The sequence below is a fragment of the Lentzea kentuckyensis genome, from assembly GCF_002150765.1.
GTDB lineage: Bacteria > Actinomycetota > Actinomycetes > Mycobacteriales > Pseudonocardiaceae > Lentzea > Lentzea kentuckyensis.
The window spans coordinates 26,003-52,457 of the sequence record NZ_MUYM01000020.1; the positions used below are offsets into that span (position 1 = coordinate 26,003).

Genomic DNA, 26,455 nt, shown 5'->3' on the forward strand with positions numbered 1-26,455 from the left:
TCTTCCTCGATCGCGTGAACCCTGATCAGGCCCTGGGCAGGCAGTTCCAGTCGGAAAGCGCTTCCAGCAGACCGTCGGTGGTCGGAAGTGTGGCCAAGGTCGCACTGTCGGCCCAGGTGACATCCGATGCGTCGTCGCCCGCTCGGAGCACACCCGACGTGACCTGGCATTCGTAGTCGAAGATCAAGAAAACCCCGTTCGGGGCCGGACGTTCGACGCTGCCGACGAGGCGGCCGACGGTGACGGAGAGTCCCGTCTCCTCGGCGACTTCCCTAGTCACGGCAGCCTCGTCCGTCTCTTCTGGCTCCACGCGCCCGCCTGGTATCGACCACAGGCCTTCACCTGGAGGATTGGCTCGTCGCACGAGCAGTAGTCGCCCATTCGAGTCATGCACGAGGGCTCCGACACAACGGATCGTGCGCTCACTGCTCGCCGTCACGATCACGAAGCGTAGTCACCCCGGAACGGCGGTGCAGCTCACTACCCCGGCTGCGGTACAAATCTCCCAAGGTGCTGAATCGTGCTGTACAACGGTCACGAACGGCGCCAAACGGGTGCGGACGCGGACGGGGTGGACACCGTGAACCTGAAGAAGATCCTCACTTTCGCCGGCATCGCCTTGCTGCTGTTCTTCCTCATCGCGGAGCCGCAGCAGGCCGCGCAGCTGGTCACCAACATCCTCAACTCACTGCGAACTGCAGCTGAGGCCCTGATCACCTTCGTGCGACAATTGTTCTAGTTCACCCGGCATTCCGGGAGGGCAGGACAGGGCACTGGCTGGTACCAGAAAGGGCTGGTAGCGCATGTTCGCACCACGTGATCCGGACGACTACCTGCTGTCGAGCGAGCGTCGGGTCATCCGGGTGCGCAGGCACTGGTCCTATCTGATCTGGGACGTCCTGGAGGCGGCGGCACTGCTGGCCGGCTTCATGATGATCTCGTACCTGCTGCCGTCGAACGCGGGCGTGATCCAGAACGTCCTGTGGTACGGCGGGCTGCTCGTGCTGCTGCGGTTGGCCTACTTCATCATCGAGTGGTGGGTCGAGCGCATCGTCGTGACCGACAAGCGGTTCATGCTGACATCGGGCGTCTTCGAGACCAAGGTCGCGATGATGCCCATCAGCAAGGTCACCGACCTCACCTACGAGCGCACCGTGGGCGGACGCATGTTCGGCTACGGCACGCTCATCGTGGAGTCGGCCGGTCAGATCCAGGCGCTGAACCGCCTGGAGTTCCTGCCGGACCCCGAAGAGGTGTACGACGCCATCTCGGAGCTGACCTTCGGCGACAAGAAGGCACAGGCGGAGCGGTTCTCGATGATCAAGGCACAGCGGGCTGCGCGCGGGAAGAAGATGGTCCCTTGACATCCTCTCCGCCCTAACGGGTGGAGATTCCCTCCACACCGCTGCGTGTGGAACGTGCGGTGTCCGGGTGGGTTGCCGCTTCGCCGCGCGGTGCCGGCATCGCTGCTGGTCTCACCCGCGCTCCACGGTCGTTGAAGTCCGCGTGCCCGGCGGCCTTGATGTTCTTGGCGGCGTTGATGTCGCGGTCGTGGGTACTGCCGCACAGACAGGCCCACGACCGGATGTCGAGCGCCATCTTGTCGTTGATCCGGCCGCAGCAGCCCATCGGCCCGTGCCTGCTGGCGTGCCCAACCCGCAGCCGTGGACATCGCAGAAACGCCTGGCCCAGGGCATTGCTCGGGCGCTGACCGCAACCCCAGTAGCTGGACCTCACAGGGGAGTCGTCCACACTGGACGACGTGGTCATCGATCTGCACACCCATTCGACCGAGTCCGACGGCACCGACAGCCCTGCCGAACTGGTGAGGGCCGCGGGTCTAGCCGGACTCGACGCGGTGGCGATCACCGACCACGACACCGCCGCCGGATGGGCCGCTGCCGCTGCGGCACTGCCTCCTGGCCTGCGGCTCGTGCGCGGGGCCGAGCTGTCGTGCGCCTGCCCGGACGGCCGCGGGCGCACGATCACCGTTCATCTGCTGGCGTACCTCTACGACCCGACGCACGCGGCGTTGATGGCCGAGCAGTCGCGGTTGCGGCTTGAGCGACGGTATCGGCTGGAGAAGATGGCCGAGATGATGAAGGCCGACGGGTTCCCGATCGACCCCGCCGACCTGATGTCGCGGCTGCCGTTCGACGCGCCGGCCGGTCGGCCGCACCTGGCGCAGGCGCTGATCCGCGCCGGGGTCGTCTCGTCCGTCGACGAGGCGTTCGCGACCTACCTGACGGGTGGGCGTTATTACGTGGGGCGGACGGACACGCCCGTCGAGCGCGCGATCGAGATGATCGCCGAGGCCGGTGGCGTGACCGTGCTGGCGCACCCGTTCGCTGTTTCCCGCGGTCCGATCGTGACCGCGGACGTCGTGCGTTCGTTGGCCGAAGCCGGTCTCGGCGGGATCGAGGTGGACCACCCGGACCACGATGCGCCGACGCGGGTGGCGCTGCGGTCGCTGGCCTCCGAGCTGGATCTCATCATCACCGGGTCGAGTGACTACCACGGCACGAACAAGACGGTGCGGCTCGGCGCGGAGACGACGGCGCCGGAGATGCTGGATGCTCTGGCCGAACGGGCGACAGGCGGCAAGATCCTCGTCGGATAGGGCGGTGTCTTCGTGTTCAACCTGCGGCTCTTCATCGAAGCCTCGATCACGCTGCTGGTGATCATGGACCCGCCCGGCACCGTGCCGGTGTTCCTCGGGCTGGTCGGCCGCAAGTCGCGGGAAGCCCGCAAACAGGCCGCGCGGCAGGGCGTGCTGGTGTCGTTCCTGGTGATCACGCTGTTCGCGGTCGCGGGCAACTCGATCCTCGCGTACATGCACATCGGCATTCCCGCCTTGCAGGGCGCGGGAGGTCTGCTGCTGTTGCTGATCGCTTTGGACCTGCTGACCGGCAAGGGCGCGACCAACCACCCTGAGGTCGAGGACGTGAACATCGCGCTGGTGCCGCTCGGAACGCCGCTGCTGGCCGGCCCCGGTGCCATCGCCGCGACGATCGTGTTCGTGCGGCAGGCGGACGGCGCCGTCGGCTCTTACGTCGCGCTGGCCGCGGCGATCGTGGCCGTGCACCTCGTGCTGCTGGGGACGCTGCGGTCCGCCGGGCTGCTGATCAAGGTGTTCAAGGAGAGCGGGATCCTGCTGATGGCCAAGATCGCCGGTCTGCTGCTGGCCGCGATCGCCGTGCAGCTGGTCGCGTCCTCGGTGCAGGGGTTCATCGCTTCGGGGGTCTGACGATTCCGCGGGGTCAGCGCTCGATGTGCGCTGAGTCGCCGTCGATGATGATCGGGCGCTCGATCAGGCTCGGGTTGGCGACCATGTGCGCGATCCACTTGGCGCGGTCGTGTTCGAGCTCGCTGGGGTAGGCGGGCTCCTTCTTGCGCGCGATCTCCCAGGGCTCCTGGTTGAGGAGCTTGAGGACGTGGTCGAGCTCCTGGGCCGTTGGGGCGTCATCGAGGTAGCGGCGTTCGGTGTACTCGATGTTGTTGTCGTCGAGGCGTTGCTTCGCGGCGCGGCTCTTCGAGCAGCGGGGGTTGTGCCAGATCTCCATGCCGTTCATTTTCTGTCAGGGTGCCTCGGTAGCGTTGGGTGGGTGGAACAACTCGGCTTCGACTTCGGCACTGCGGCACCGCGTCGGCTCGTGCGCGTCACGCCCGCGAAGCTCGCCACGTGGACGGACTGCCCGCGCCGCTTCCGCATGACGTATCTCGATCGGCCGTCGCCGCCGCGGGGTGGGGCCTGGGCGCACAACACGTTGGGTGCGGTGGTGCACAACGCGTTGAAGGCGCTGTTCGATCTGCCGGCTGAGCGGCGTACACCGGAGCAGGCGGTGGCGTTGGTGAATCGGCAGTGGAAGTCGGACGGGTTCCGGGATGTGGATCAGGCCGCTGTCTACCGGGAGCGGGCTGGCCGGTGGGTGCACGACTACGTGTCTTCGCTGGATGTCGCGTTCGAGCCGTTGGGGGTTGAGCGGTGGGTTTCCTCGCCTACCGAGCGGATTGTTGCAGAGGGGCGGGTCGACCGGATCGATTACCGGGATGGGGAACTGGTGATCGTCGACTACAAGACCGGACGGCATGTGCTGACTTCCGACGATGCTCGGGGGTCGCAGGCTTTGGCGTTGTACGCGGTGGCTGCTCGGCGGACGTTGCGGAAGCCTTGCCGGCGGGTGGAGTTGCATCATCTGCCGTCTGGGACTGTGGCTGAGTGGGAGCATTCCGAGGAGTCGTTGGGGCGGCATGTTCGGCGGGCTGAGGAAGCTGCAGATGAGATTGATTTGGCTTCTGAGACTTTGAAGGCTGGTGGGGATCGGGAGGTTTTGTTCCCTCCTGTGGTGGGGCGGCAGTGTCAGTGGTGCGATTTTCGGCGTAGCTGTGTTGAGGGGCAGGAGGCTGTGCCGTCGATTGAGCCCTGGTCGTTGTTGGCTCCGTAGGCCGGGTCACGTTCCGAGTCGCGGCCGGGCGGGTGGTCACCTCGTGCGCGGCGAGTGCTGAGGCACGACTCGTGCCGGAGCCCCCAGGCCCCGGCAAAGTCGTTTCTGCTGGTGGGCGTCTGCAAGTACTACCAACTCTTGATCAAATCGCCGCCAACTACACCCAACATGGTCGTCAATTACCGAACATGGCTGAGCCGGGCGCTGGGATCGACGAGGCCAGTTGGTAGTAGCAAAGTGCTTGTTGATGTTGGGTTGGTGGTACTTGCACACGCCATTGGCAGCCAGGTGGGTGGCCTGACGGGACTTTGCCGGGGCCGTGGGTCCGGACGGGACCCCACCCGGAGCGCATGCGAAGAGCACAAGCAGCTCGGCTGCGCCTTCGCCATCGGCTTGATGGGGCGTGGTCGCCCCTTGTGTTGGGGTGCCCGTAGGGTGGTTTGGGTGGACGTGAAAGTTGCTGAGCGGCCGTCGCGGACCTTTGGAATCCTGCGCGCTGTGAGTGGGGTGCTCGCGGTGGGGCTGGTGTTGCTCGCCTTGGGGAACATTGGCGTCCAGTTTTATGCGAACTCTCGTGACTTGCCCGGTCCGGGCGCTTTGTCCGTTGTTGCGCACGTTGTGGCTGCCGTGTTGGTGGCTGGCGGGCAGGTTGTGGCTGACCGGTATGCGGACTGGCGCGCTCCGGTGGCTTCGCTTGGGGTGTTGGCGGTTGCCGGGGCCACCTTGTGGACCTTTTGGTGGGCTTAGGCGGTTGCCGCGTCGCTTCTGATCAGGCCGTTGCGTAGGGCCGCCATCAGGGCTTGGGAGCGGTTGGAGGCTCCCAGCTTGTCGTAGAGGCGGGAGACGTAGGTCTTGGCCGTTGAGGGCGAGACGTACAGGGTTCGGGCTATCGCTGGGATTGACACGCCTTCGCGTAGGAGGGCCAGCACTTCGCGTTCGCGGGGGCTCAGGGCCAGGCGGGCGGTGGTGGACTGGCGGCGGGCCATGGCTGTGGCCAGGCCTGCTGCCGTGAAGGACGAGGCGGCTACTGCTGCGTGGCGGATGGCGCAGATGATTTCTTCGATTGGGGCCGTTTTGCCCACGAAGGCCGAGGCGCCGGTTTCCAGGGCTCGGAACAGGACGTCGTCTTCGCCTTGGGCGGTCAGGACCACTATGCCGAGGGTTGGGTAGCGGTCGCGCAGGTCGCGGGCCAGTTTCAGGCCGTCTCCGTCGGGGAGGCCTACTGCCACGGTGACCACGTCCGGGGTGTGGGTGGCGATTACGTCGGGGGCTTGGGCCGCTGTGCTCGCCTCCGCGACTACCTCCAGGTCGGGGTTCGCGGCGGCGAGCGTCGTCAGGCCGAAGCGGGTGAGCGTGTGTCCGTCGACTACGACAACTCGGATCGCCATGAGCTGTCCCCTCTCCTTGAAGGTTCAACTCGCATGTCGTTCCACATGTCTCGGTTGGTTACACCGAAGGGGCTAATAGAGTCGTTGGACCTTGTTACGCAGGGTCATCAGAGACTCATCAGGACCTTGGCGATGCTGATCGCGCCGGGGCCGATGATGACCACGAACATGGCCGGGAACAGGCACACTATCAGCGGAAACAGGATTTTTACGGGGACCTTCTGGGCCTGTTCCTCTGCTCGCTGGCGGCGGCGCAGGCGCATTTCGCGGGCCTGTTCGCGGAGCACTGAGGCGATGGGGACGCCCAGTTCGCCTGCTTGCGCCAGCGCTGAGACGAACGCTCGTAGCTCGGCGACGGTGGTGCGGTAGGTCAGGGCTCGGAGGGCCTCGTTGCGGGATTTGCCGATCTGCATCTCCTGCAGGACTCTTGCGCACTCCTGGGCCAGTGGGCCGTTGGTGTTGCGGGCCACCTGGGCCAGGGCGGCGTCGAAGCCCAGGCCTGCTTCCACGCACACGGTGAGCATGTCCAGGGCGTCCGGGAGGGCTCGGCGGATGTGCGTTTGGCGTTTCTGGCCCGCGTTCAGGAGCAGGAGGTCCGGGAGGAAGAAGCCGAAGACCGCGCCGAGGATCAGGCCGGTGATCAGGAAGCCCGCCGAGCGGAAGCCGAGCAGGGCGCCCAGGGCGGCGCCCAGCAGCAGGCCCAGGCCCTTGGCGGCCAGCACTCGGTCCGGGGTCCAGGTCGGCGGGTTGCCGGCCAGGTCCAGGCGGCGCTGGAGGGTCTGGGCCACGCCTGCGGGGGACAGGCGCAGGGCGATGGAACGCAGCCAGCTCGGGGAGGCCGTCACGTCGGTTTTGGCGACGACGGCGGCCGAGTAGCTGGTCTCGATCAGGGCCAGGGAGCCGGCGGCGGTCACGCGTGGTTTGGTCACCACCGCGACCACGGCGAGGGAGAGGGCGAGCAGAAGGCAGGCGAGCCCGACGTAGAGCACCATGTCACACCTCCACGCGCACGAGTTTGCGCATCCACAACGAGCCGAGGACGACGAACACAGCGGCGAACGCGAGCATCACGATGCCGATCAGCGTCGTGTAGAGCGGTCGCATGTAGTCCGCGCGGAACCAGAAGAGGAAGCCGGCCAGGAAGATCGGCAGGCCGACCAGGACGTAGGCCGACAGACGGCCCTCCGCGGACAGCGCGCGGACGTGGCGGCGGGTCTGGGAGCGGTCGCGCATGGTGGTGACGGTGTTCATCAGCACCTCGGCGAGGTTGCCGCCCACCTGGCGTTGGATGCGCACTGCCATGACGACCCAGGTCAGGTCGGCGCTGCGCATGCGGAGGGCTACTCGGTCCAGGGCGTCCTCCAGTTCGGCGCCGATGCGGGTGGCGGCCAGGGCGCGGGAGAACTCGCCCGCGATGGGCTGGGTGTCGTCACGCACCACGGCGTCGACCGACTGGGCCAGCGAGAAGCCGGAGCGCAGCGAGCTGGCGATCAGTTGCAGCACGTCCGGGAGCTGGTCGGCGAACGCGGCGCGGCGCTTCGAGGTGCGCGCCCTGACCACCAGGGCCGTCGCGAGCCAGCCGGTCAGCACGCCCAGTGGCACGCCGATCCACCACGTCGTGACGAGGGTCAGCAGGGCGGCGAGAACGGCCGAGGCGCAGAACCGCAGCAACGTCCACTCCGCCGCGCTCGCCCTGATCCCGGCCAGGTCGAGCCGGTCCGCGAGGCGTTCCGCGGTGACGTCGCTCATCACCCGGCGGGTCCACACCACGGCGGTCTGCGCGGCCTGGCTTTCTTCCGGCACCTCGGGCTCCTGGGTGCCGTAGTGCTCCAGGTGACGTTCGAGCTTGCGGCCGGTGGCGGAACGGCGCGGTGTCAGCACCATCATCACGACGAAGAACACCACGACGAACGTGCCGGCGATCAGCACGCCGGCCTGCCAGTTCTGGCCGGGCGTCGGGGCAGGGACGGCGACCGGTGCCGGTGCGGGCGCCGGTGTCGCGACGGCGGTGGGCGGGGGCGGGACCGAGGAAGGCACGGCGAGCGCGGCGAAGGCGGCGGCCAGCGCGGCGGCGTCGGAGGCGGTCAGCAGACGTCCGCCCGCGGCCGCGGCGATCCGGCCCAGAGCCTGGTCGCTGTACTGGAAACCGATCACGTCCGTGGGCACACCGGCGGCGGCGACCGCCGTGACGGCAGCGTCCACAGTGGACTTGGAGACGGTGTCCTCGCCGTCGGACACGATCACCATGCGGCGTTCGGTGATGCCCTGCAGAGCGGACAACCCGACCGGCACGGCGTCGAACAACGACGTGTCACCCTTGGCCTGCAACTGGTTCAGCGCACCGGTCACGGCGTTGCGGTCCGCGGTCGGCGCGAGCACCAGTGAGGGCTGCGACGAGAACGCGACCAGACCGACCTGCACGTCCGCGGGCAGGCTCGACACGTAGGTGGCGATCGCCTGTCGTGCGACGACGATCCGGTCCGGCGCCATCGAGCCGGAGGTGTCGAGCAGCACCACCACCCCGCGAGACGGTGCGGCAACGGCGAAAGCGCTGAACACGAACGTCAGCACGGCACCGATCAGGAACCCGGCGAGCACTCGCTTCATCGGAGACCTCCCACGAACAGGTGCGGCGGAACCTCGATGCCGCGGTCCTTCAGCCGTTCCACGAAGTGCGGCCGCAGGCCGGTCGACTTCAGCTGACCGCGGTAGCGGCCGTGCTCGTCGACACCGGCGTGGAAGTCGAACTGGAAGATGTCCTGCAGCGTCACGACATCGCCCTCCATCCCGATGACCTCGGTGATGTGGGTGATCCGCCGCGTACCGTCCTTCAGCCGGGACTGGTGCACGATCAGGTCGATCGCGGACGCCATCTGCTCGCGGATCGCCCGCGCCGGCAGGTCCACGCCCGCCATCAGCACCATGGTCTCCAGGCGGGACAACGAGTCGCGCGGCGAGTTCGAGTGCACGGTGGTGATCGACCCGTCGTGGCCGGTGTTCATGGCCTGCAACATGTCCAGCGCGGCACCGTCGCGAACCTCGCCGACGATGATCCGGTCCGGCCGCATGCGCAGTGCGTTGCGGACGAGGTCGCGCACGGCCACCTCGCCGCGCGACTCGACGTTCGGCGGCCGGGCTTCCAGGCGCAGCACGTGGTCCTGGCGCAGCTGGAGCTCGGCGGCGTCCTCGATGGTGACGATGCGTTCGTCTGGCGGCACGAACGACGACAGCACGTTCAGCGACGTCGTCTTGCCGGAGCCGGTGCCGCCGCCGATCAGGATGTTCATCCGCCCGTGCACGCACGCCTGCAGCAGGTACGCGGTCGCCGGAGTGAGCGTGCCGAACCCGACCAGGTCGTCGACGGTGAACGGGTCGGCGGCGAACTTGCGGATCGTCAGCACCGAACCGTCCAGCGCGATCGGCGGCACGACGGCGTTGACGCGGCTGCCGTCGGGCAGGCGGGCGTCGACCATCGGGGACGCCTCGTCGACCCGGCGGCCGACCTTGGCGACGATCTTGTCGATGGTGCGGCGCAGGTGCGACTCGTCCGCGAACGCCACGGGCACCGGTTCGAGACGTCCGGAGCGTTCCACGTAGACCTGGTCGAACCCGTTGACCATGATCTCGGAGATGCTCGGGTCGCGCAGGTAGGGCTCCAGCGGTCCGTGGCCGAGGATCTCGTCCAGGACCTCTGTCGCGACGCGGGCGCGGTCGGAGTTGGTCAGCGGCGTCTCGTCGCGTTCCAGCACCGCCTGCAACGTCTGGCGCACACGGGTTTCCAGCTCGCGCTGGTCGAGGTGCGCGTCGTAGAGCTTGGGGCCCAGCACGTCCAGCAGGCCCGCGTGCACGCTGCGCTTGACCTCGGCGAACGGGTCCGCCGTGCGGGTGTGCCGGCGCGGCTGAGGCGTCGGCGAACCGGATTCCCGTTGCGCGGCAATGCGATTGGCCAGGCTCATCGGAACCACCTCTTCGACGTCTTGGCCGCGACCACGGGTTCGGCGAGCACGTGTTCGCGGGCGAACCGCGAGACCGCCTCGCTCACCGGATGCCTGGGCAGGTCCAGCACGATCGGGTTGCCCTTGTTCACCGAGATCGGCACGTCGCGGCTGGACGGCACGTGCGCGCGGATGTCGCTGCGCACAACGCGGTCGATGTCGTCCATCGTCAGGCCGACCTTCGCGTCGGACCGGTTCAGCACGACCGAGCGGATGTCGTGCGCGTAGGACAGCAGGTCCAGCATGTCCAGCGTCACGCGCAGGTTCTTCAACGCCGGCACGTCCGGTGTGGTCAGCAGGACGTGGTGGTGCGAGGCGTCCATCGCGGCCAGCACGTGCTCGCTGAACGCAGAGGGGGTGTCGACCACGACGAAGTCGAACATCGTCGGCAGCACCTCCAGCAGCTCGGTGACGAGCGAGGCCGGGATTCGTTCCGCGTCACCGGGTTCGACCGGCGCGAGCAGGGCGCTCAACCCCGGCCGGCAGGCGGTGAGCAACGACGACGCGCCCGTCGCGTCGACGTGACCGAGCATCCCGAGACCGTGCACGATCGTGCGGACGGGCTCGGCCCGCAGGCAGATGCCGACGTCGCCGAACGCGAGGTCGAGGTCCACCAGGCAGACCGACCGCTCACCGCCGGCCGCGAGCACCGCGGCGAGGTTCACCGCGAGCGTCGTCTTGCCGCAGCCGCCCTTCGCGGCGAACACGGTGATCACCTGGCCGTGCCTGCGCTCGTCGACACGGGGCTGGGGGACCCCGGTCACCTGCGCGGACAACGCCCGCGACCGAACACAGGCATCGACCAGGGACGCGAGGTCGTCCCGCGCGACCACCTCACGAACACCCGCGCGCAGTGCCTGCGTCAGCACGACGACGTCCAGCACTTCGCGCAGCAGCACCACACCGACCGCGGGACGTTCGACCCGCATCGCCTCGGTGAAGGCGAGTGCCTCGTTCAGATCGATGGCCGAGCCGATGACGACGAGCGACTCGGCGGGATCGGCGGTGAGCAACCGGCGGGCCTCCACCAGCGTTTCGGCGGTCCGGACGTCACCGCCGAACGCGGGGGAGAGCTGTCCGGCGAGGGCGGCCGGTTCGCACAGGATCGTCATGGCACGCCTCAGTTTCCGAACAGGGAGCGGTTGTCGACGCCGTTGCCGGGCTTGATCTCGGACTTGCCGCCGAGCAGTGCGAAGTAGAGCGTTCCGGTCTGCTGGCCGTGGATGAGCTTCTCCGCGTCCACCTGCTTGACCGCGACCGTGACGATCGCCTTGCCGACGTCGCCGTCCTCGGCCGCCTTCTTCTCGTCGACGACGGAGAGGACCTCGAGCCCGGTCAGCAGCAGCCGGGTGGACTGGTTGCGTTCGTACTGCTTGGAAAGCCCGTCACCGGCCGGGGTGTTGCCCTGACCCTCCATCACGGTGAAGGTGTCGAACACCGCCACCTTGGAGCCCTTCTGGATGAGCCCGCCGGCCCGTTGCCACGCTTCGGTCGGCACGGTCACCGCGATCATCCCGTCGGGGATGGAGATGCCCTTGGCGAGTGAGGCCTGCTCGGTGAACAGCGTCTTCGTGACCAGCTGGCCCTCGGCGATCTCCGACGACGTCACCAGGTCGACGATCGAAGTGTCCAGTTCGGACAGTGTGTTCTCCGGGACGCTGCTCTTGGGCATCTGCTGTTTGTCCACGAGCTTCATCACCGACTCGGCGGTCGTGCCGGCGGGGATGCGTTCCTTCGCGACGAGCACGGTGACGGCCTGCTGGCCCGCGATCGCGCGGGAGTCGGCACTTTTGACGTAGAGGAACACCCCGGCGCTGCCGCAGACGGCCAGCAACACCGCCAGGATGATGATGAGAGCGCGGTTCTTCATGACGACTCCTGGGATTCAGCCGGTGAGCTGGACGATGCGGGCACCGAGATCGGGGCCGCCGATGGTGCCGGTGGAGGGGATGAGGCCCTGGACGAAGTAACCCGCGATGCACTTGTCCGAGCCGGTGCACTCGTTCTTGTTGGTCAGCCAGTCCTTCTGCGACGCGCCGGGGATCCAGTACCCGGTGATCACGAACCCCGCGAAACCCGTCAGCGTGTACGTGCCGCCAGTGCCGGTGCCGCTCACGTTCTTGTAGATCGGCAGCCAGACGGGCTGGTGCGAGGACCACGACGCGGCCAACGCGGTCTTGCAGTCCTTGCCGGCCGACGTGCCGGTGTCCGAGCTGTAGGTGTTGTTGTTGATCAGCACCGAGCAGTCGTTGTCCGCCTCGTCGACCCAGCCGAACTCACCGGGGCCGTCCGATCCGGAGGGACCGCTCGGGCAGCCGGTGCCGCTCGTCGTGTGCAGCTTGAGCACGCGGTGCGCCGACAACGGCGGTGTGGCGGGTGGTGTCGGGCCGTAGACCGTGCCGCCGGAGGTCGCCGTCGACCACTCGCACCACGAGATGGTGAGCGCGATGGTGGTCGCGGTCTTCGGCGGTCCCCACGCGGCGCGGGCACAGGCCAGGACGCGGGAACCCTCGTAGGAGGTGTTGCCTGCCAGGGCGCGGGCGAACGAGGGCGGGAGCAACGTGTCGCCGCCGGCGGTCTGCGTCGAGGTGTGCACGTCCACGTACTTGGTGCTGGAGGACGGTTTCGCGGGACAGTCGGTGATCTTGCCGGTGGAGGAGGGACAGGAGGACAACACGCCGCTCCCGTCAAACCCGCACACTTTGTCCACAGTGGACACGTTGTCCCTGGCGTTGTGGTTCGCGTAGTAGTTGGCCTTGTTCACCAGGCAGGTCGACGCACCGGTGGCGCAGCCGCGGGCGACGGCGAGCGCACCCGCGTCGGCACCGTTCTGCAGCTCGGCGCGCTCCTGGTAGATGAAGCCGACGTCGATGACGATCGCGCCCATGCCGAGCAGGACGCCGAAACCGAGCAGGATGGCGATGAGCACGCCGAGCGCGCCGCGGTCGTCGCCTTTCAGCCTTCGCATGGCATGACTCCCTTGGCGCTCAACGTGATCGGATCGCCGAAGCTGCCGTCGCCGAACAGGCCGGCGAGGCCGCCGACCGGGGTCACGAAGTTGAACGTGTGGGTGACCGTCACCGTGGCGTCGCCGCCCGTACCGGACGGGCAGGCGTCGACCGAGACGCCGATGTCGAGCCCCGAGGCGGCAGTCTCCGCACGGCTGGCGGCACCGGTCTGTTTCAACGCCGTCACGCGGACGCCTTCCCGTGCTGCCTGGGTGATGGTGATCTGGGCGCGCAGGGCGAGCCCGAAGTCGACGATGCCCATCACCAGCACGAGCAGGATGGGCATCAGCAGAGCGACTTCGACAGCGGTCGCGCCGCGATCGCGAGCTTTCTTGGTCATGACCGCTCCGAAGAAAGGTGCGCGACCGGCGGAGGGGATTCGCCGGCCGCGCGGGACAGGAGACGTTCAGCCGTCGATGACGTCGGCGATGAAGTCGAACATCGCGGCCATGTTGGTGCCGACGGCCGTGATGGCCACCATCGCCGCGACGACGATCAACGCCAGCATCAGGCCGTACTCGACGGCCGTGGCACCGCGGTCAACGTCACGCCGACGGGTCGTCACGTGAGTTCTGCCGCGATCTCGTTGAACAGCGCGAGCAGGTTGGTGCCGACCAGTGCGACGCCCGCGATGATCACGATCGCGATGAGGGCGACCATCAGGCCGTACTCGACGGCTGTGGCGCCGCGATCGTCGTTCTCGCGCTTGATGTGGTTGAGGAACGTCTGCACGTAGCTGAGGAACGTGAGCATGACGGTCTCCTGGGGAATTGGATTCCGGATTCGGACACCGCAACTCTGCGTGACGACCGATATTGTTCGGTATCGGGCGAAGAGGTGTAACGAACACGCAGTTAGGGGGACATGTCGGTCGATCGGGGGACACGCTGTCGACCTGTCGGCCAGACCTGCCTTCGTCACGTTCCGTTGTGCACCAGAGCGACCTACCGTCGCTCACATGACTCTTCTCTGGGCCGTCGGAGGCGCTGTCGGAGGACTAGCCTCCGGTGTCGCGCTGCGCGAGCTGGTCAACCGGTTCACGCGCACCGGCATCGCGTTGCCGCTCGTGTCGGCCGCCGTCCTGGCGGTGCTCGCGACCAAGTTCGCCGGCTCGGTGGAGGTCCTCGCGTTCGCGTGCCTGGGCGCGGTCGGCGTCGCGCTCGCGTTCATCGACACGGCCGTGCGGCGGCTGCCGGACGTGCTGACGCTGCCCGCGTACCCGGCGGTGCTGATCCTGCTGACCGTCGCCGCGCTGACCGGTGGCAGCATCGGCGCGCTTGGCCGTGCGGTGTTCGGCGGGCTGCTGCTCGCGTTCGTCTACCGGGTGCTGGAGTTCGTGAACCCGGCGGGGATGGGCTACGGCGACGTGAAGCTGTCCGGCGTCGTCGGGATGGCGCTTGCCTGGCTCGGCTGGCCGGTGCTGCTGCTCGGCGCCGCGCTCGCGTTCGTCCTGTCGGCCGTGGTGTCGCTGGTCCTGTTGCTCCTGCGGAAGGTCACGCTCAAGAGCACGCTGCCGTTCGGGCCGTTCATGTTGCTCGGCGCGTTCACCGCGGTGTTGCTGAGCTGACGCCTGGTTCGCCCTTCCGCAGCGCCGTTCCGCCACCTACAGTGTGCTCTCAATCCGCTTGGGGAGGCGGAGGTGAAGCGGTGGGGGAATTCGATGGCTGTGGGGGATGTCGTTGGCGCGCGCCGAGATTCGGTCGCGTTGCCGGTTCCGGTGTTGCTGGTGGTCGCTGGGTTCGCGGCCGCTGTCGTCGCGCAGGGCGGGTACTACCTGCCCGGCCGGGTGTTGTCCGGGCTGCTGGTCGGGGTGGCCGTCGCGCTCGCCCGTCCGCGGCCGAACCTGCTCGCGGTGTCGGGCGGGGCGTTCGCGTTGTGGGCGGTCGTGCGCGGACTGCTCGAAGGCGATGTGCTTTCGGCGGTGCCCGCCGTGGCCGCCGCCGGAGTGTTCGTCGGGGCGGTTCTCGTTGCGGCACAGGCTGATTCCGCGGAACGCGAACTACTCGCCACGGTGATCGTCGGCGTCGCGGCGCTGGTCGGGTTCACCGGCTGGGTGGCCGTGGTGTTCCGGATCCAGTCCTGGACGACGGTCGCCGAGGGGTTGTTGAGGGCCGCGTCGACGCTGACCTATCCGAACGCGGCCGCCGCCGTGATGGCCGCCGCCGCGATGCTGGCGCTGGTCCTGCGGCCGACGCTGATCACGTCGGTGATGGCTTTCCTGCTGTGCACCGGGATCGGCGCCACGATGAGCCGCGCGGGTGTGATCGCGCTGGCGGCCGGGTTGCTGGTGCTGTGCGTGTTCTCCGGCTTCAAGAAGACCGTCGTGGCCGCCACACCGCCACTGCTCGGGGCTGTGGTCGCGGTCGCCGCGCTGCTGCCGACCATGCGGGTGGCCGACGAGCCGCAGCCGTTGATCGCCGTCTCCGGGCTGATACTGGGTGCCCTGGTGGCGCTCGGGCTGCCCAGGCTCGGACGGTTCGTCGTACCGGTCGCGGTGCTGGTCGCCGCAGGTGGCGCCGTGACGGCGTTCGCGTTCTCGGACCGGCTGGCCACGCGGGTCTCGTTCAGCTCACCGGACCGCGCCGGAGCCACTCAAGCCGCGCTCGACCTGGCCTCGAAGGCACCTCTGTTCGGGGTCGGGCCAGGAAACGGATCTTTTTTCTTCGAGCAGGGCAACGCGGGTATGCGGTTCATGCGTTATGTGCACAACGAGTACCTCCAGGTGCTCGTTGAGTTGGGGGTCGTCGGGCTGTTGCTGGTGATGGGGGTCGTGGCCGCAGTGTTGATCGCCATGTGGCGAGGGCGCGGCACGTCGTTGTGGGCGGGGGCGATGGCAGCGGTCGTCGTCGTGCTGGTGCACAGCGGCTTCGACTTCCTGTGGCACCTGCCCGTCGTGCTCATCGTCGCCGGCCTGTGCGCCGGTCTGGGGTTTCCGTCCACAACGGACGGAACGAGTGAGGGGACTGCGGCAGAATGAGGAAGTTTTCCATGGGGAAGACCGCGGCGGTCGTCGCCGTCGCGGGTGGCGCGGTGCTCGCCTCCATCGCGCCCGTCATGGCGGAGGTAAGCGCGCAGTCGCCTTCCGCGGGTGCGATCAGAGTGGATTCGGCGAAGTTGAAGGCGTTGGGTGCCGCGGTCGAGGTGCAGGTGACCTACGCGTGCCCCGCCGGCCACATCGGGTACTTCAACGTGACCCTCAACCAGGCCAAGTTCCTGGGGGTGGCGGTCGGCAGTGCGTACAAGGACAACCTGAACTGCAACGGCGGGTTCGAGACCACCACGGTCACCGTGACGGCCAGCGACCGCCCGTTCGACGTGATCGCTCCCGCTTTCTCGAAGAGCGAGCTTCGGACCTACCAGAACAACAACGCGGCCAGGGAAGAGAAGGAGATCCGGATCTCCCCCTGGTGAGGTGAAAACGGTCTGGCCGGCTGCGGCGTTTCCAGGTCAGCCAGACCGTTCTGGGGTTTCCGTGCACAAGGGACGAACTGTTGAGGGGACAACAGCATGAAGAGATCATTTGGGGGAAGGACGCTGGCGGTCGTCGCCGCCGCGGGTGGCGCGCTCATCGCGTCCGTCGCACCGGCCATGGCGCAGGTGAGCACTCAGTCACCGTCGGCCATGGTGGTGCAGGTCGAGTCGCCCGCGAAGACCGAGGTGCGGGGTGTCGTGCTCAAGGTCAACGTCACCTACGCCTGCCCGGCGGGTACCACGGTCGTCTTGAGCCTGCAGGTCACCGAGGCCGTGGCCGGGGGGCGCATCGCCAGTGGCAGCGACGACATCGGCATCGACTGCACCGGCGAGTCCAAGACCGTCACGATGACTTTGACGGCCCGCGACAACGCATTCCGCCGTGGCACCGCCTACGCGGAGGCCTTCCTGGGCGCGCCCATGATCGGCAGCGCCAGGGACGACCGTGAGATCATGATCGTCTCGTGAACAACGGGGCCTGGCTGCCTTGTGACTTCACGAAGTCAGCCAGGCCCGCCACGTCGGCAGCAAAGTGGCCACGAGGTCGTGCGGTGCCTCGGTGTTCGGCGAGTGCATCACGCCGGGCAGCACGGCGAAGTCCGCGTCCAGCCGCTCGGCCATGTCGCGCTGGACGGCCGGGGTCCACGCGTCGTCCGCGTCGCCGCACACGACGAGGCACGGGATGCCGGACGACCGCAGCGCACGGGACAGCTTGGCCACCTGGTCCGGTTCGAAGCGCAGGCCGTTGCCCATGCCGAGCAGCGACGCGGCCGGTGAGGCCAGGAACCTGTTGCGGTAGAAGTCCTTCAGTTCCTGCGGCAGCGCGACCCACGCCGGGTTCTGCGAGGCCCGCAGTTCGTTCAGGTTCTGGGTGCCCTCGACGCCCTGCTCGGCCAGCACGTGCTCGCCGACCTCCAGCACCGTGCGCCGTTCACCCGCGGGGAGTTCGGACGGGCCGGACGACATCAGCGTGAGGCCCGCGATCGGGGCACCCGCGAACACCGCCGCCCGCGTCACCAGACCGCCGTAGGAATGACCCAGCAGCAGCACGCGCCGGCCGTCCGCGGCGATCTTGCCGATCAGTTCGGCGAGCACCGATCCCAGCGGGCCGGGGCGGTACAGCGCCTCGTCGTCCGGGCCTGGCGAGTCCTGCTGGCCCGGCAGGTCGATCGCGAGAACCTCGAAACCGGCGTCCGCGATTGGGTCGATGATCGGCGCGAAGTCCTCTTTGGACCCTGTGTAGCCCGGCACGAGCAGCGCCGTCGTGCGCAACGCGTCGTCGCCCACCGCGGGCGCCCGCAGTGCCGCGATCGTGCCGTAGCGGCCCGGCAGGTCGACACGTTGTGCCCGGTGCGGGCTGATCTGCGAGTACACGAGGGAACTATCCCAGCGCGACCAGGGTTTCGCCACGCTGCTCGAGCACAACGCGACCGGCTGTGGCGAGTTGCACAGGGCCGGTGTAGCCCTCACGGCCCACCCGGATCGTGCCCACGACCGCGCCCGTGGCCTGCTCGTACACCCGCAGACCCTCCTTCACCGGGATGAGCGCGCGGCCCGCGAGCGTCGTGCCGGCGCCCAGCGTGCCGTCAGCGGTCCACAGTGGAGTGAGGGTGTCCAGGGACAGCGCGATCGTCCTGGAACCGGTGAACCAGAAGGCGTTCGTCTTCGTCGTGAACCCGCGCGACACGTGGTTCGGCGGGTCGGTGAAGTCCGACGCGGGCACGTCGATCGGCGTGTCGCTGATCTGGTTGCCGCTCTCCGCGTCGAACACGACCAGCCGGCTCGGGTTCGGGATCGCCACCGCGACGAGCTTGTCCGTCAAGGCCACGACCTGCACCTTCGTGCCGCCGGTCAGGGTGCTCGCGAACACCTTGGGTTCGTCGGACTTGTCGGGGTTCGGCTTGAGCACCGAGATCCGGTCGGTGGGGTCGTCCGGGCAGCGCTCGACCATCGCGAACCGGCCGGACGTGACGGCCACCGAGCCGTACGTGCAGCCGACCCGCGGCTGCTTGTTCGGGTTCACGATCGCGCGCAGGCCGCCGTACTCCAGCGAGCGCACCAGGTCGTCGCGCCGGTAGACCTCGACGAACTTCGACCCGGTCGTGATCAGGTGCGAGCCCTCGTTGAGCAGCGCCGTGCCCGGCTCGGCATCACCGTTGCGCTGCGCCTTGCGCTCGCCGGTGATGCCGTCGAGCGACGTGAGCTCCGAGCAGTTCGTGCCCTTGGAGTACAGGGCCATCGCGCGACCCCAGGCCGTGCTCACCGTGCACAGCGGCAGGTCGCGCCGGTACGTCCACCGGATGTCACCGGTCAGCGGGTCGCGCCCGTTGACCTCGCCGCCGTCGCCGGTGACGACCGTCGACGGCTTCTCCTCGCCCGTGTCCTTCAGCGGGGTCTGCACGACCACCGGCGACAGCGACGCGCCGCTCTTCGCGCGCCAGACCTCGGCGAGCGACGGAGGCAGCGCGACCACCTCGGGCAGCGGGTCCCACGACGACGGCCCGGTGACCGACGTCGTGGCACGAGCATCGCTGAACGCCCAGGTCAGCACGGCCGCGACGACCGAGACAACGGCGATCAGCGCGACCGCGACGTAGTCGGCGCGGGTGCGCCACGACCGGGCGCGCGGACGTTCCTCGACGGGCTCGGGTGCGAACTGGTTCGCGGGCTCGTCGAGGACGTCCTCGATGTCGGTGACGTCGGAACCGGGGGACGACATGTGATCAGTCTGCCGAAGGAGCGGCCTGTTCGGCAGAGCTTCGGCGACGCCGACGCCTGCGGGGCTTGTCCGACGCGGTCTGGTCCGACGCCTCCGCGGCCGGAGCATCGGTCGTGACCTCGGCACCTTCCACCGGCACGCCACCACGGCTGCGGGTGCGGCTGCGGTTGCGCTTCGGCCTGGTCGGGGTCTCCTCGGCCGTCTCGGGCGCCGTCTGCTCGCCCGCCGCGCCGGAACGGCTGCCGCTGCCGCTGCGACGACGCTTGCGCGGCGCCTTGCGGTCCAGCTTCTCCTCGACCTCCGCGTCCAGACCGGCCCGCGTGCGGTGGCTGAGCGGCAGCCTGCCGGTCGAACCGGACGGGATGCCCAGGTCCTCGAACAGGTGGTCCGAGGTGGAGTAGGTCTCCATCGGCTCCGGCTGGCCGAGGTTCAGCAGCTCGTTGACGGACTGCCAGCGCGTCGTCTCGTCCCAGTCGACGAACGTGACGGCGACGCCCTCGCGCCCGGCCCGGCCCGTGCGGCCGATGCGGTGGACGTAGGTCTTCTCGTCCTCGGGGCACTGGTAGTTGATGACGTGCGTCACGTCGTCGATGTCGATGCCGCGCGCCGCGACGTCCGTGGCGACCAGCACGTCGACCTTGCCGCTGCGGAACGCCCGCAGCGCCTTCTCGCGTGCGCCCTGGCCCAGGTCACCGTGCACGGCGGCCGCGGCGAACCCGCGTTCGGTCAGGTCGTCGGCGACCTTCTGGGCGGTCCGCTTGGTCCGCGCGAAGATCATCGACAGGCCGCGGTCACGGGCCTGCAGCACGCGGGCCAGCATCTCCGGCTTGTCCAGCGAGTGCGCCCGGTAGACGAACTGCTTGGTGCGCTCGTGCGTCTGGCCTGCGTCGTTCTCCTCGGCACGGATGTGCGTCGGCTGGTTCAGGAACGTGCGGGCCAGCGTGATGATCGGGCCCGGCATGGTCGCGCTGAACAGCATCGTCTGACGCTGGTCGGGGACCATGGTGAGGATGCGCTCGATGTCGGGCAGGAAGCCCAGGTCGAGCATCTCGTCGGCCTCGTCCAGCACCAGCGCGCGGACCTTGCCGAGCACCAGGTGGCGCTGTTCGGCCAGGTCGAGCAGGCGGCCGGGCGTGCCGATGACGACGTCGACGCCCTTGCGGAGCTGCGAGATCTGCCGCTCGTACGGGATGCCGCCGTAGATGGCGGCGACCTTCACGTCCAGGTGCTTCGAGGCGTCGGTGAGGTCGTGCGCGACCTGGAGACACAGCTCACGGGTGGGCACGACCACAAGTGCCTGCGGCGTGCCGTCGCCGGGCGTGTCGAGGCGGTGCAGCAGCGGCACGCCGAACCCGAGGGTCTTGCCGGTGCCGGTGCGGGCCTGACCGATGAGGTCGTCACCGGCCAGCGCGATGGGGAGCGTCAGCTCCTGGATGGCGAACGTGCGGACGATGCCGGCTTCGCCGAGCGCCTTGACGATCTCGGCACGCACTCCCAGTTCGGCGAACGTGGGGGACTCGGTGTCCACGGGGGCATCCGCGAGCAGCGGGTGCGACGGGTCTTCTTCGGGAACTCCGGCTTCGCTGTGCTCCAGCAGGACCGGGTCCAGATGTGCTTCTACTTCAGCGGTCAGGGTGATCAGCCTCTCTCGTACCAAGCGCGTACGAGCCCTGGCCGGGCCTCTCGACCGCGCTTCGGATCAGCTGCGGGAAAGGTGTACGCGCACCATTTCGTGCGCCTGCCCAAAAATCATTGGGACTCAGCGGTTCGTCACACTCGTCACGCCGGGCGTCCGTGGCCATTCTACCTGGCGAGACCCCGTTGACCACTAGAGTTGGTTTTCATGGGTGTTGCGGAGGGTGTTGTCGATCTTCTGGGAGCGCTTGCATATGGCGAGCTCTCGGCCTTCGACCGGATGACGGAGGACTCGCGCACGGCGCCGACATTGGCGGGGCGCGCGGCGTTGGCGCAGATGGCCGCGGCGGAGATCGGTCACTTCACGCTGTTGCAGAAGTACCTGGCCGCCGAGGGCATCACCGTCGAGGACGCGATGACGCCGTTCGTGAAGGGCTTCGACGCGTTCCACGAGTCGACGAGCCCCAAGTCGTGGCTCGAGTCGCTGGTGAAGGCCTACGTGGGAGACGGCCTGGCCGCCGACTTCTACCGCGAGGTGGCGGAGTGGCTGGACGAGCCGACGCGCGAGCTGGTGCTCGCCGTGCTCGCCGACACGGGTCACTCGGCGTTCGCTGAGCGCGAAGTTCTGGCCGCCGTCGAGTCGGATCCGCGGGTGCGCGACCGGCTCGCGCTGTGGGGCCGGCGGCTGCTCGGCGAGGCGTTGACGCAGGCCCAGTACGTGGTGGCGGAGCGGGACGGCCTCTCCGAGCTCATCGTCCGGGGGTCTGGTGACCTCGCCGGGATCGGTCAGCTGTTCCGCAGGCTCCAGCAGTCGCACGCGCGGCGCATGACGCAGCTGGGTCTGGGCTAGTGCGGCGACCACCAACCACCGCCGGACGATTCCCGCTGGTCAGACGGGTGCATCGCGGCGCCGACCCCCGCCCNNGGGCGGGGGTCGGCGCCGCGAGGTGCCCTGCTGAGCACCGGGAGCGTCTGGCGGTGATTGTGGTCGCCGCACTGGGTAGGCTCAGGATCAGTTTCTCTTTGAGCACGGAGGTCAGCGTGGAGGTCAGGATCGGCGTCGCGGACAGCCCGCGGGAACTCGTCGTGACCAGTGAGCTCAACCCGTCAGATGTTGAGGCTCTGGTGGCGGACGCGGTGTCCGGCAAGTCCAGCGTGCTGTCGCTGGTGGACGCCAAGGGTGCGCGGTTCGTCGTGCCCGCTGGCCGCGTCGCGTACGTGGAGATCGGCCCGCAGGACTCGCGCAAGGTCGGGTTCGGCGCCTGAGTCGTTCAACGATGAAGGGACCCTTCATCCACCTGACGTGGATGAAGGGTCCCTTCATCGTTTGCTAGGCGGGTTCTTGGATCTTGTAGGGCGGGGTGGAGATGCCGCTGATGCGGTAGCGGTTCCAAGGGTCGGGATCGGTCAGGGTGCCCTGGGCCTCGCCGGTGGGAGTGCGCAGGAGAGCGGTGCGGGTGCCGGCCTCTGTGCGGGTGGTGACCTCGTCGTTCTGCTTGATCCGGCCGTACCAGTGGTAGCGGCCGTCGATCGGCTGGAAGTAGCCGCGCAGCTCGACCTCGACGCTCACCTCGTCGGAACCGAAGACGAGGGTCGCTGAACCGGTGTAGCCCTCTTCGTCGTGCTCGTCGCTCATCTAGTCCACCAATCGGAGTGGGGTGAGTGGCTTCGCCGGGTCGGCCTGGACGCCGGCCGAGCGGAGCAGTCCGTCGATGGCGTGCCAGATGATCGTGGCGAGGTAATCGCTGAGGTTCTCCCTGGACATGGTCTGGCGGTCGAGCCACCAGTCGCCCGCGTTCTGCACCATGCCGACGAGCGCGTGCGCCCACGGCTCCGCGCCGCCGGAGTCCATGTCGAACGCCCGCAGGTAGTCGCCGAGGATCCGGGCCAGGGTGTTCGCGATGAGGTTCTTGTCCTCCTGCACGACGTCCTTCTCGACCGGCCGGTCGAGAAATGACCCCTTCACCACGAACCGGTAGAGGTTCGGGTTGTCCTCGACCACGGACAGGTAGGCGTCCACGATCCGCCGGATGCGGTCCTTGATCGGTCCGTCGGCGGCGAGCGCCGGGCCCATCCGTTCCATCAGCAGCTCGGTGGCGCGCTGGCCGACCGCGAGGTACAGGTCGGACTTGTCGGTGAAGTGCCGGTACAGCACGGGCTTGCTGACGCCGGCCTCCGCGGCCACGTCCTCCATGCCGACGTCGGGGCCCTTCCTCGCCACGGCGGCGATCGTGGCCTCCACGAACTCCGCCCTGCGCTGTTCGCGATGACCCTTCCACCGCTCACGTCGCGCGTCCGGCCCCTTGACAGTGCGTGCCATGTGACGCACGCTACCAGAAGTAACCGTTACCTCAAGTAACACTTACCGGGGAGGGCAACCGATGAGGGTCGCCGATCGGGAGAAGACGGCGGAGAGGCTGCTGAAGTCGTCCGCGGAGAAGTTCTACGACCCAGAGGTGGACATCGACTGGTCCGCACCTCTGGTGGACGGTCTCTTCTACATCCCTGAACAGCGCATTTCGCTCTACGGCACGCCCCTCTACGAGTCCCTGACCCACGAGCAGCGCATCGAGCTGTCCAAGCACGAGTTGGCGTCCATCGCCTCGGTGGGCCTGTGGTTCGAGCTGTTGCTGATGCAGATGCTGGTCAAGGTCGTCTACAACACCGACCCGACGTCGCGGCACGCCCAGTACGCGCTGACCGAGGTGGCCGACGAGTGCCGGCACTCGACGATGTTCGCGCGCCTGGTCGAACGGATCGGCTGCCCGCCCTACGGCCCGGTGCGGACGACCCACCGGCTGGGCAAGCTGCTGCCGACCATCGGTTACGGCCCCGCGATGTACGGCTCGATCCTGGTCGCCGAGGAGATCCTCGACCGGCTGCAGCGCGAGGCGATGAACGACGAGACCGTTCAGCCGATCGTGCGGATGGTGAACCGCATCCACGTGCTGGAGGAGGCCCGGCACGTGCGGTTCGCGCGGGAGGAACTGCTGCGCGGGATGGGCGAGCTCAAGGGCTACGAGCTGCCGTACCAGAAGTGGCTGGTCGGGTACGTGTCGATGATGATCACGCGCACGATCATCAACCCGGACGTGTACGCCGCCGTCGGCCTGGACGTGCGCGAGGCGCGCCGGCAGGCACTGGGCAACGAGCGCTTCCAGGAGACCATTCGCTGGTCGGGGGAACGGATCATGTCGTTCCTGGATGAGGCCGGACTCGTCGGAAAGCCGGGGATGCGCTCATGGCGTCGTTCGTTCTTGATCGGCTGAACGTCGTCGAGTCGGGAGACTCGACCTCCGACGTGACGGCGGTCCTGCTGCACGGCTGGACCATGGACCACACGACGTGGGACCGCGTCACCGCCGCTCTGCCCGGCCGGGTGGTCCGGTACGACGTGCGCGGTCACGGGAAGTCCACCGGCGCGGGAACGATCTCCGAGCTCGCCGACGACCTGGCGGCGGTGCTGGAGGAGCGCGTCCCGACCGGGCGGATCGTGCTGGCCGGGCACTCGCTGGGCGGCATGACGATCATGGCGCTGGCCGAGCAACGTCCCGAGTTGTTCTCGCGTGTGACGGGGGTGGCGCTCGTGGCCACGTCGTGCGGGAACCTGCCCCGGCTGAGCGGTGTGGAGCGGCTCGCGGGGAAGTGGCTGATCAGGCGGCCGAAGGTCGGGTTCGGCCGCCTGATCACGCCTGGCCTGCGGGTGACGTTCGGGCGTCGGCCGCGCTGGGCCGACGTGCGGGCCGCGGCGGCGATGGCGGGGAACACGACCGGTGCGGCGTTCGTCGGGATCCGCGAGGAGCTGACGCTGCACCAGCGGCGGGAGGCGCTGGCGGTGCTGGCGGAGATCCCCACCGTGGTGATGGCCGGGTCGTGGGACCTGCTCACGCCGATGCGGCACTCGCGGGTGCTGGCGGAGGCGCTGCCGAGCGCCGAGTTCGTGATCTACCCGAAGAGCGGGCACATGCTGCCGTTGGAACGGTCCGAGGACGTGGCCAGGCGGATCGCCGCACTGATGTAGCGAAAAGGGCCCGCGCGAGCGGGCCCTTTTCGTGGTGTCGTCAGTGCTGGAGCGGGAAACCGCCGCCGATGCCGCGCCACGCGAGGTTCGAGATCAGCGCAACGGCGTCTTCCTTGGGCACGCGGCGGTTGTCCGCGAGCCACGACCGGGCGGTGACCTGTGAGAGGCCGACCAGGCCGACGGCCAGCAGCCGGGCGCGCTCGGGGTCGAGGCCGGCGTCCGCGGTGATGGTGTCGGTGATCGCGTCGACGGAGTCCGTGGTGGCGCGCTCGACGGCGGACTGCACGGACGGCTCTGAGCGCAGGTCGGACTCGAAGACCATGCGGAAGGCCTGGCCCTCGCTGTCCACGAAGTCGTAGAAGGCGGCCACGGCGGCGCGCACGCGCAGCTTGTTGTCCGTCGAGGAGGCGATGGCGGTGCGCACGCGGCCGACCAGCTCGTCCACATGGGACTCGAGCAGGGCCATGTACAGCTCCAGCTTGCCGGGGAAGTGCTGGTACAGCACCGGCTTGGACACGCCCGCGCGCTCGGCGATCTCGTCCATCGCCGCGGCGTGGTAGCCGTTGGCGACGAACACGTCCTGCGCCGCTGCCAGCAGTTGCGCGCGGCGGGCGGTGCGCGGCAGTCGAACGCCCCTGCCTGCGGGTGCGCTCTGCGCCGTCTCCGTCATGGTGCCTCCAGCACGAGTGATCGGCCGTCGGAGAGGGGTGGCCTGACCGAGGCGTGACGCAACCTTACTCGCTGGTAGCTCACATCCGGGAACCATCCGGAGCTTCTTTCCCGCATCCTGGTCCGGTGAGCACGCTGATCCCCGCCCCGCTGTCCACGGTCGCCCTGCCGCCGCTGGACAAGTCGCAGACGCCGTGGCCAGGTGAGTTCCACCAGGTCGATGATCACGAGGTGCACGTCAGGGTCACGCCTGGCGACGGGCCTCCTGCCGTCTACGTACACGGGCTCGGCGGGTCCGCGACCAACTGGACGGACCTGGCGGCCCAGCTCCGCGAACATGTCACCGGCTACTCGATCGACCTGCCGGGGTTCGGGCGTTCCGAGCCGATTCCCGGCTACGACTTCAGCCTCGCCACGCACGCCCGCACGGTGATCAAGTACCTGGAGACGCTGAACGGGCCCGTGCACCTGTTCGGCAACTCCATGGGCGGCGCGATCTCGGTCATCACGGCCGCGACCAGGCCGGATCTGGTGAAGACGCTCACCCTCGTGAGCCCGGCCGTCCCTGATCTGCGGCCGCGGCTCGACCGCATGTCTGACCCGCGGATGGCCCTCGCGGTCCTGCCGATCATCGGGTCCAAGGTGCGCAGGGAACTCGCCAAGCTGACCGCGCACGAGCGCACGAAGCAGATGCTCGACCTCTGCTTCGCCGACCCGAGCGTGGTGCCCGACCACCGCATCGAGGAGTCGATCAGGGAGAACGAGGAGCGCGCCCGGCAGCAGTGGGCGGCACAGGCGCTCAACCGCAGCACGTTCGGGTTGATGCAGAGCTGGCTCACACCGGGCCCTAAGTCGCTCTGGCGGTTGTTGCCGCTGGTCAAGCCACCCACACTGGTGTTGTGGGGGGAGAACGACCGGCTCGTCAGCGTGCGGAAGGGGCCGCGGACGGCCAGGCTGCTGCCCAGGGGACGACTGTTGGTGCTTCCGCGCACCGGCCACGTCGCCCAGATCGAGCGGCCGGCCACCGTGGCCAGGGCCGTGCTGGGCATGTGGGAGGCGGTCGACCGACACACATGGTGACGAACACCGGCCATACGGGGGGTG

At 68.5% G+C, this 26,455-nt stretch carries 33 protein-coding genes; 14 read left to right on the forward strand and 19 right to left on the reverse strand.

Annotated features, from left to right (window positions below; all coding sequences use genetic code 11):
* Positions 1–25: 25 nt before the first annotated feature.
* Positions 26–445, reverse strand: coding sequence for an NUDIX hydrolase (locus B0F77_RS12745; protein WP_425435654.1), 420 nt, complete (start codon positions 443–445; stop codon positions 26–28).
* A 75-nt stretch (positions 446–520) separates the two neighbouring features.
* Between B0F77_RS12745 and B0F77_RS12750 the strand changes: the two genes are divergently transcribed.
* Positions 521–739 (forward strand): hypothetical protein, encoded by a 219-nt coding sequence (locus B0F77_RS12750; RefSeq protein ID WP_086663077.1) that lies wholly within the window; start codon positions 521–523, stop codon positions 737–739.
* 64 nt (positions 740–803) lie between these two features.
* Positions 804–1,364 (forward strand): PH domain-containing protein, encoded by a 561-nt coding sequence (locus B0F77_RS12755; RefSeq protein ID WP_086663078.1) that lies wholly within the window; start codon positions 804–806, stop codon positions 1,362–1,364.
* Between the two features lie 13 nt (positions 1,365–1,377).
* Here the strand turns inward: B0F77_RS12755 and B0F77_RS48985 are convergent, their stop codons facing one another.
* Entirely contained in the window at positions 1,378–1,770 is a 393-nt protein-coding gene (locus B0F77_RS48985) for a zinc ribbon domain-containing protein (RefSeq protein ID WP_211293764.1), read from the reverse strand.
* On the opposite strand from B0F77_RS48985, the gene B0F77_RS12765 reads away from it, so the two are divergent.
* Positions 1,763–2,620, forward strand: coding sequence for a PHP domain-containing protein (locus B0F77_RS12765; protein WP_425435655.1), 858 nt, complete (start codon positions 1,763–1,765; stop codon positions 2,618–2,620). The two genes, B0F77_RS48985 and B0F77_RS12765, sit on opposite strands and share 8 nt — an antisense overlap.
* Positions 2,621–2,632: 12 nt before the next feature.
* Positions 2,633–3,247 (forward strand): MarC family protein, encoded by a 615-nt coding sequence (locus tag B0F77_RS12770; RefSeq protein ID WP_281252494.1) that lies wholly within the window; start codon positions 2,633–2,635, stop codon positions 3,245–3,247.
* A 13-nt stretch (positions 3,248–3,260) separates the two neighbouring features.
* Here the strand turns inward: B0F77_RS12770 and B0F77_RS12775 are convergent, their stop codons facing one another.
* On the reverse strand, positions 3,261–3,572 hold the full coding sequence (locus tag B0F77_RS12775; RefSeq protein WP_245848018.1) for an ArsC/Spx/MgsR family protein: 312 nt from the start codon (positions 3,570–3,572) through the stop codon (positions 3,261–3,263).
* A 33-nt stretch (positions 3,573–3,605) separates the two neighbouring features.
* Between B0F77_RS12775 and B0F77_RS12780 the strand changes: the two genes are divergently transcribed.
* Positions 3,606–4,445: a RecB family exonuclease gene (locus B0F77_RS12780; protein WP_086663081.1), complete on the forward strand. Its 840-nt coding sequence runs from the start codon at positions 3,606–3,608 to the stop codon at positions 4,443–4,445.
* Between the two features lie 743 nt (positions 4,446–5,188).
* Here B0F77_RS12780 and B0F77_RS12790 read toward each other — a convergent pair.
* The 10 genes from B0F77_RS12790 to B0F77_RS12835 all read right to left on the reverse strand — a co-directional run bounded on the left by B0F77_RS12790 (position 5,189) and on the right by B0F77_RS12835 (position 13,589).
* Positions 5,189–5,833 (reverse strand): response regulator transcription factor, encoded by a 645-nt coding sequence (locus B0F77_RS12790; protein WP_086663083.1) that lies wholly within the window; start codon positions 5,831–5,833, stop codon positions 5,189–5,191.
* A gap of 107 nt (positions 5,834–5,940) precedes the next feature.
* A complete protein-coding gene (locus B0F77_RS12795) occupies positions 5,941–6,825 on the reverse strand; it encodes a type II secretion system F family protein (protein ID WP_086663084.1) in 885 nt (294 codons plus the stop codon).
* 1 nt (position 6,826) lies between these two features.
* Positions 6,827–8,440 carry a VWA domain-containing protein gene (locus tag B0F77_RS12800; protein WP_086663085.1) on the reverse strand — a complete coding sequence of 538 codons (1,614 nt, stop codon included), beginning with the start codon at positions 8,438–8,440 and terminating at the stop codon, positions 6,827–6,829.
* Positions 8,437–9,789 carry a TadA family conjugal transfer-associated ATPase gene (locus B0F77_RS12805; RefSeq protein WP_086663086.1) on the reverse strand — a complete coding sequence of 451 codons (1,353 nt, stop codon included), beginning with the start codon at positions 9,787–9,789 and terminating at the stop codon, positions 8,437–8,439. The genes B0F77_RS12800 and B0F77_RS12805 overlap by 4 nt, the downstream gene beginning before the upstream one ends.
* The gene (locus tag B0F77_RS12810; RefSeq protein WP_086663087.1) at positions 9,786–10,940 is read right to left on the reverse strand and encodes a CpaE/TadZ family protein; all 1,155 of its coding nucleotides are present in this window, start codon (positions 10,938–10,940) and stop codon (positions 9,786–9,788) included. Before B0F77_RS12810 ends, B0F77_RS12805 begins: the two co-directional genes overlap by 4 nt.
* A gap of 8 nt (positions 10,941–10,948) precedes the next feature.
* Positions 10,949–11,698: a Flp pilus assembly protein CpaB gene (cpaB, locus tag B0F77_RS12815; RefSeq protein WP_086663088.1), complete on the reverse strand. Its 750-nt coding sequence runs from the start codon at positions 11,696–11,698 to the stop codon at positions 10,949–10,951.
* A gap of 15 nt (positions 11,699–11,713) precedes the next feature.
* Positions 11,714–12,796, reverse strand: coding sequence for a TadE/TadG family type IV pilus assembly protein (locus B0F77_RS12820; RefSeq protein WP_086663089.1), 1,083 nt, complete (start codon positions 12,794–12,796; stop codon positions 11,714–11,716).
* Positions 12,784–13,176, reverse strand: coding sequence for a TadE/TadG family type IV pilus assembly protein (locus B0F77_RS12825; protein ID WP_086663090.1), 393 nt, complete (start codon positions 13,174–13,176; stop codon positions 12,784–12,786). The genes B0F77_RS12820 and B0F77_RS12825 overlap by 13 nt, the downstream gene beginning before the upstream one ends.
* A gap of 66 nt (positions 13,177–13,242) precedes the next feature.
* On the reverse strand, positions 13,243–13,401 hold the full coding sequence (locus tag B0F77_RS47070; RefSeq protein ID WP_143466700.1) for a Flp family type IVb pilin: 159 nt from the start codon (positions 13,399–13,401) through the stop codon (positions 13,243–13,245).
* A complete protein-coding gene (locus tag B0F77_RS12835; protein ID WP_086663091.1) occupies positions 13,398–13,589 on the reverse strand; it encodes a Flp family type IVb pilin in 192 nt (63 codons plus the stop codon). Before B0F77_RS12835 ends, B0F77_RS47070 begins: the two co-directional genes overlap by 4 nt.
* Positions 13,590–13,794: 205 nt before the next feature.
* Between B0F77_RS12835 and B0F77_RS12840 the strand changes: the two genes are divergently transcribed.
* The 4 genes from B0F77_RS12840 (at position 13,795) to B0F77_RS12855 (ending at position 16,775) form a co-directional block, all read left to right on the forward strand.
* Positions 13,795–14,403, forward strand: a complete 609-nt coding sequence (locus B0F77_RS12840; protein WP_158102677.1) for a prepilin peptidase — start codon at positions 13,795–13,797, stop codon at positions 14,401–14,403.
* A gap of 99 nt (positions 14,404–14,502) precedes the next feature.
* Complete coding sequence (locus B0F77_RS12845; RefSeq protein WP_158102678.1) at positions 14,503–15,813, forward strand: O-antigen ligase family protein; 1,311 nt, start codon at positions 14,503–14,505, stop codon at positions 15,811–15,813.
* 11 nt (positions 15,814–15,824) lie between these two features.
* Positions 15,825–16,247: a hypothetical protein gene (locus B0F77_RS12850; RefSeq protein ID WP_086663094.1), complete on the forward strand. Its 423-nt coding sequence runs from the start codon at positions 15,825–15,827 to the stop codon at positions 16,245–16,247.
* A gap of 96 nt (positions 16,248–16,343) precedes the next feature.
* Positions 16,344–16,775, forward strand: a complete 432-nt coding sequence (locus B0F77_RS12855; protein ID WP_086663095.1) for a hypothetical protein — start codon at positions 16,344–16,346, stop codon at positions 16,773–16,775.
* Positions 16,776–16,802: 27 nt separating this feature from the next.
* On the opposite strand, the gene B0F77_RS12860 is transcribed toward B0F77_RS12855, so the two are convergent.
* From B0F77_RS12860 to B0F77_RS12870, 3 genes are read right to left on the reverse strand one after another with little or no spacing between them, the layout of a single operon-like run.
* The gene (locus B0F77_RS12860) at positions 16,803–17,681 is read right to left on the reverse strand and encodes an alpha/beta fold hydrolase (protein WP_086663096.1); all 879 of its coding nucleotides are present in this window, start codon (positions 17,679–17,681) and stop codon (positions 16,803–16,805) included.
* A gap of 7 nt (positions 17,682–17,688) precedes the next feature.
* Positions 17,689–19,026 carry an Rv3212 family protein gene (locus B0F77_RS12865; RefSeq protein WP_086663097.1) on the reverse strand — a complete coding sequence of 446 codons (1,338 nt, stop codon included), beginning with the start codon at positions 19,024–19,026 and terminating at the stop codon, positions 17,689–17,691.
* A gap of 4 nt (positions 19,027–19,030) precedes the next feature.
* Positions 19,031–20,683, reverse strand: coding sequence for a DEAD/DEAH box helicase (locus B0F77_RS12870; RefSeq protein WP_086663098.1), 1,653 nt, complete (start codon positions 20,681–20,683; stop codon positions 19,031–19,033).
* A gap of 186 nt (positions 20,684–20,869) precedes the next feature.
* On the opposite strand from B0F77_RS12870, the gene B0F77_RS12875 reads away from it, so the two are divergent.
* Both B0F77_RS12875 and B0F77_RS12880 read left to right on the forward strand, forming a co-directional pair.
* Positions 20,870–21,511, forward strand: coding sequence for a ferritin-like fold-containing protein (locus B0F77_RS12875; protein WP_086663099.1), 642 nt, complete (start codon positions 20,870–20,872; stop codon positions 21,509–21,511).
* Between the two features lie 191 nt (positions 21,512–21,702).
* Positions 21,703–21,927 carry a DUF3107 domain-containing protein gene (locus B0F77_RS12880; RefSeq protein ID WP_030474076.1) on the forward strand — a complete coding sequence of 75 codons (225 nt, stop codon included), beginning with the start codon at positions 21,703–21,705 and terminating at the stop codon, positions 21,925–21,927.
* Between the two features lie 64 nt (positions 21,928–21,991).
* Here B0F77_RS12880 and B0F77_RS12885 read toward each other — a convergent pair whose 3' ends face one another.
* Together B0F77_RS12885 and B0F77_RS12890 are read right to left on the reverse strand one after the other, a co-directional pair.
* Complete coding sequence (locus B0F77_RS12885; RefSeq protein ID WP_086663100.1) at positions 21,992–22,297, reverse strand: DUF4873 domain-containing protein; 306 nt, start codon at positions 22,295–22,297, stop codon at positions 21,992–21,994.
* Positions 22,298–22,981 (reverse strand): TetR/AcrR family transcriptional regulator, encoded by a 684-nt coding sequence (locus B0F77_RS12890; protein ID WP_086663101.1) that lies wholly within the window; start codon positions 22,979–22,981, stop codon positions 22,298–22,300.
* A gap of 61 nt (positions 22,982–23,042) precedes the next feature.
* Between B0F77_RS12890 and B0F77_RS12895 the strand changes: the two genes are divergently transcribed.
* Positions 23,043–23,930 (forward strand): AurF N-oxygenase family protein, encoded by an 888-nt coding sequence (locus B0F77_RS12895; protein ID WP_086663102.1) that lies wholly within the window; start codon positions 23,043–23,045, stop codon positions 23,928–23,930.
* Complete coding sequence (locus tag B0F77_RS12900; RefSeq protein WP_086663103.1) at positions 23,903–24,682, forward strand: alpha/beta fold hydrolase; 780 nt, start codon at positions 23,903–23,905, stop codon at positions 24,680–24,682. The genes B0F77_RS12895 and B0F77_RS12900 overlap by 28 nt, the downstream gene beginning before the upstream one ends.
* Before the next feature lie 40 nt (positions 24,683–24,722).
* Here B0F77_RS12900 and B0F77_RS12905 read toward each other — a convergent pair whose 3' ends face one another.
* Positions 24,723–25,352, reverse strand: a complete 630-nt coding sequence (locus B0F77_RS12905) for a TetR/AcrR family transcriptional regulator (protein ID WP_086663104.1) — start codon at positions 25,350–25,352, stop codon at positions 24,723–24,725.
* A gap of 125 nt (positions 25,353–25,477) precedes the next feature.
* On the opposite strand from B0F77_RS12905, the gene B0F77_RS12910 reads away from it, so the two are divergent.
* Positions 25,478–26,431 carry an alpha/beta fold hydrolase gene (locus B0F77_RS12910; protein WP_086663105.1) on the forward strand — a complete coding sequence of 318 codons (954 nt, stop codon included), beginning with the start codon at positions 25,478–25,480 and terminating at the stop codon, positions 26,429–26,431.
* Positions 26,432–26,455: the final 24 nt, after the last annotated feature.